Origin of the sequence: Oerskovia sp. NPDC060287 (assembly GCF_042726775.1) — a bacterium.
Taxonomy (GTDB): Bacteria; Actinomycetota; Actinomycetes; order Actinomycetales; family Cellulomonadaceae; genus Oerskovia; species Oerskovia merdavium.
Map to the genome: position 1 here is coordinate 1 of NZ_JBHXBO010000335.1, position 3,569 is coordinate 3,569.

5 protein-coding genes and 3 tRNA genes are annotated in these 3,569 nt (G+C 69.5%); 2 read left to right on the forward strand and 6 right to left on the reverse strand.

The window, feature by feature from the left end:
- Nucleotides 1–58: 58 nt before the first annotated feature.
- The 6 genes from ACFWFR_RS18470 to ACFWFR_RS18495 all read right to left on the reverse strand — a co-directional run bounded on the left by ACFWFR_RS18470 (nucleotide 59) and on the right by ACFWFR_RS18495 (nucleotide 1,890).
- Complete coding sequence (locus ACFWFR_RS18470) at nucleotides 59–511, reverse strand: MaoC family dehydratase (RefSeq protein WP_377624061.1); 453 nt, start codon at nucleotides 509–511, stop codon at nucleotides 59–61.
- Nucleotides 508–975, reverse strand: coding sequence for a MaoC family dehydratase N-terminal domain-containing protein (locus ACFWFR_RS18475; protein ID WP_056653682.1), 468 nt, complete (start codon nucleotides 973–975; stop codon nucleotides 508–510). The genes ACFWFR_RS18470 and ACFWFR_RS18475 overlap by 4 nt, the downstream gene beginning before the upstream one ends.
- A gap of 32 nt (nucleotides 976–1,007) precedes the next feature.
- Nucleotides 1,008–1,178, reverse strand: a complete 171-nt coding sequence (gene rpmG, locus ACFWFR_RS18480; RefSeq protein ID WP_030151977.1) for a 50S ribosomal protein L33 — start codon at nucleotides 1,176–1,178, stop codon at nucleotides 1,008–1,010.
- A gap of 88 nt (nucleotides 1,179–1,266) precedes the next feature.
- A tRNA-Met gene (locus tag ACFWFR_RS18485) sits at nucleotides 1,267–1,343 on the reverse strand.
- Between the two features lie 63 nt (nucleotides 1,344–1,406).
- Nucleotides 1,407–1,479: transfer RNA gene (locus ACFWFR_RS18490), tRNA-Thr, on the reverse strand.
- Between the two features lie 329 nt (nucleotides 1,480–1,808).
- Nucleotides 1,809–1,890, reverse strand: a tRNA-Tyr gene (locus tag ACFWFR_RS18495).
- Nucleotides 1,891–2,139: 249 nt separating this feature from the next.
- Between ACFWFR_RS18495 and rarD the strand changes: the two genes are divergently transcribed.
- Both rarD and ACFWFR_RS18505 read left to right on the forward strand, forming a co-directional pair.
- Nucleotides 2,140–3,036 (forward strand): EamA family transporter RarD, encoded by an 897-nt coding sequence (gene rarD / locus ACFWFR_RS18500; protein WP_377624063.1) that lies wholly within the window; start codon nucleotides 2,140–2,142, stop codon nucleotides 3,034–3,036.
- Between the two features lie 102 nt (nucleotides 3,037–3,138).
- A partial coding sequence (locus ACFWFR_RS18505; RefSeq protein WP_377624062.1) for a YajQ family cyclic di-GMP-binding protein occupies nucleotides 3,139–3,569 on the forward strand: 431 nt, incomplete at its 3' end.

Below are 3,569 nucleotides of genomic sequence, written 5' to 3' on the forward strand. Positions count from 1 at the left end.
GGCTTCGACGGGCTCGACCTGCCGTGGCTCAGCCCGGACACCCTCACGTGTCCGGCTCTCAGAGACGGACGAGGGCCTGCGACTTCATGAGCACCTTGGCGCCCTCGAACGTGACGGTGAGGTCGACGCGGACCGTGCGGGCCTCGGGGTCGATCGCGCCGATCGTGCCGGACACCGAGATGATCGCCTCGCCCGGGTTCGGCACGGGCACGGGGCGCGTGAAGCGGGTCTGGTAGTCGACGACCGCCCCCGGGTCCCCGGCCCAGTCCTCGACGAGGGTCACCGCCGCACCCATGGTGAACATGCCGTGCGCGATCACGCCGGGCAGGTCCACGCTCTGGGCGAAGGTGTCGTTCCAGTGGATCGGGTTGAAGTCGCCGCTCGCGCCGGCGTACCGGACGAGGCGTGCGCGGTCGACAGCGATCTCCCGCGTCCCGACGACGTCACCGACCGCGAGAGCGGAGAGGTCCGGTCGCGTGGTGCTCACCGGGGAAGCCGTGTGCTCGGTCATGCGTCCTCCCCGCGGACGACGAGGCTGGACGTGACGGTCGCGACGGGCTCGACGGTTCCGGAGCCGTCGGCCGCCAGGGCGCCGATCTCGGCGCGCGTGGTGACCATCGAGATGCCCGCCCGCTGCGTGATCGAGTCGACGTGCAGGACCGTCACCAGCTCGTCGCCGGCGACGATGGGTCGGTGGTGCACGAACCGCTCGTCCGCGTGGACGACCCGCGTGAAGTCGACGCCGGCCTCAGGGTCCTGGATGAACGGGGCCTCGGCCCGCTGCGCGACGACCACCGCGAAGGTGGGCGGCGCGATCAGGTCCGGATAGCCCAAACCCCGCGCTGTGACCACATCGTGGTGCGCGGGGTGGGTCGAACCGACGGCGCTGGCGAACTCGCGGATCTTCTCGCGGCCTACGGAGTACGGGGCGGTGGCCGGGTACTCACGACCGGCGTAGTCAGCGTTGATCGCCATGCGTGTCGGTGCTGCTCAGAGGAGCCGCTGGATCAGCGGGTCTCGCGGTGAGCGGTGTGCTTGCCGCAACGCGGGCAGAACTTCGCCAGCTCGAGACGGTCGGGGTCGTTGCGGCGGTTCTTCTTCGTGATGTAGTTGCGCTCCTTGCAGTCCACGCATGCGAGCGTGATCTTCGGGCGAACGTCTGAGCTCTTGCTTGCCACGGTAGTGCCACCTCTCGCGCCTCCGGAGGGCGCTACGTGCTTGCTAGGCCGCACGGCGCCGGCCGCCGTACGGTGTGATGTCAGGAAGTGGTAGCGGGGGCGGGGCTCGAACCCGCGACCTCACGATTATGAGCCGTGCGCTCTGACCAACTGAGCTACCCCGCCGCGTGATGAACGCGGGGTCGTGTCGCTAGTATTCCAGCGAGACGACCCCGCGTCACTTCACAGAGCCCCGAAAGGGAATCGAACCCTTGACCTTCTCCTTACCATGGAGACGCTCTGCCGACTGAGCTATCGGGGCAGCGGTGAAAAGATTACACGGGTTCTGCCGTGGTGCGAAATCGACCTCTGCGACCACCCGGAAACCCAGTGATCAGGCCGATTTCTCGACCTGAGGGCCGTGCGCCCCGGGGCCCGCGCGACACCTGGCACGCGTCGGACATGTCAGGACTTCACCCCCACGCCGACCGCACGACCCGCCGGCCGATAGACCGAGACGAGCTCCGACGTCGGGCGGGGAGCGTGCCCCCCGCTCCCTGCCGGACCGCGACACCCGCCGGACCGACCGCCCCGTACCTCCGACAACGCGAACGAGGCGCCACCCAGGGGGTGACGCCTCGTTCAGGTGCGTGGCAGGTGAGGGATTCGAACCCACGAAGGCTGTGCCGTCTGATTTACAGTCAGATCCCTTTGGCCGCTCGGGCAACCTGCCATGTTCGGTTGTGCACTCTCGCCACACGGTAGCGACCGGGCCGCGCCGAGGCGCAACCAGAGGACGCTTCCGAACTGCGGGAGCGTGGCAACAGTACAGCGGATCGGGCCCTGGTGAAAAATCGACCCCGCGCGCGCACCCCGCCCACGCTTACAGTGGACCGTGAGCCAGGCCCCCCAGCACCCCGTGAACGACCTCTCCGCACCACCGGACGCGTCCCGTCCGGGCACCCAGGCGGGCCCCGCCCCGATCGATCGCCTGGGCGTGGTCCTCGGCGCGAGCGCGTACTTCCTGTGGGGCGCGATGCCCCTGTTCTTCCCCCTGCTCCAGCCCGCCGGGCCGCTCGAGATCATCGCCCACCGCGTGGTCTGGAGCCTGCTCTTCTGCCTGCTCCTGCTGCTCGTGATGCGCAAGCTGCCCGCCTACCGGGCGGTGTTCCGGGTGCGCCGGACCGTCGGGCTGCTCGCGATCGCGGCCGTCCTGGTCGCCACGAACTGGGCCGTCTACGTCTACGGCGTGCTGTCCGGCCACGTGCTCGACGCCGCGCTCGGCTACTTCATCAACCCGCTCGTCACGGTGCTGCTCGCTGTCCTCGTGCTCAAGGAACGGCTGCGGCCCGCGCAGTGGGTCGCCCTGGGGATCGGGGCGTCGGCCGTGATCATCCTCACGATCGGCCTGGGCCGCCTGCCCTGGATCGCGCTGACCCTCGCGATCTCGTTCGGGCTGTACGGGCTCGTCAAGAACCGGGTCGGGCGCGACGTCGAGGCCCTCCCGGGACTCGCGGTCGAGACCACCCTGCTGTTCCCCGTGGCGCTCGGCTACCTGGTCTTCCTGGGCGCGACGGGGGTCGGGACGTTCGGCACCGAGGGCACGGGCCACGCGCTCCTGCTGGCCTCGAGCGGGATCGTCACGGCCCTGCCCTTGCTGCTCTTCGGCGCGGCCGCCCGCCGTCTGCCGCTGAGCCTCGTGGGCATGCTCCAGTACCTCGCGCCCGTGCTCCAGCTCCTCGTCGGGCTCCTCGTGTTCCACGAGCCCATGCCGCCCGCGCGGTGGGCAGGCTTCTCGCTCGTCTGGCTCGCGCTCGTCGTCCTGAGCGTCGACGGCCTGCGCGCCATGCGTGCGTCCCGCCTGGCCGCGACGCGCTGACGCCTGCCTGCGCCGACACCGCGCAGCCCGGGGCGGCATCCGCGCCGCCCGCCCACTACCGTGGACCCCAGACCAATCCACCTACCTCGTCAGGAGAGCACCGTGGCCGATTCATCGATGGACATCGTCAGCAAGGTCGACCGCCAGGAGGTCGACAACGCCCTCAACCAGGCCGTCAAGGAGATCCAGACGCGCTACGACTTCAAGAACGTCGGCGCCTCGATCGCCTGGAGCGGCGAGAAGATCGTCATGATCGCCAACTCCGAGGAGCGCGTGCTCGCGATCCTCGACGTCTTCCAGACCAAGCTCATCAAGCGCGGGATCTCGCTCAAGGCGTTCGACACGGACGACAAGGAGCCCAAGCTGTCGGGCAAGGAGTACCGCCTCGAGGGCGTGCTCAAGGAGGGCCTCGCCGGCGAGAACGCCAAGAAGATCACCAAGATCATCCGCGAAGAGGGGCCCAAGGGCGTCAAGACGCAGATCACGGGCGACGAGGTCCGCGCGACCAGCAAGTCGCGCGACGACCTCCAGGC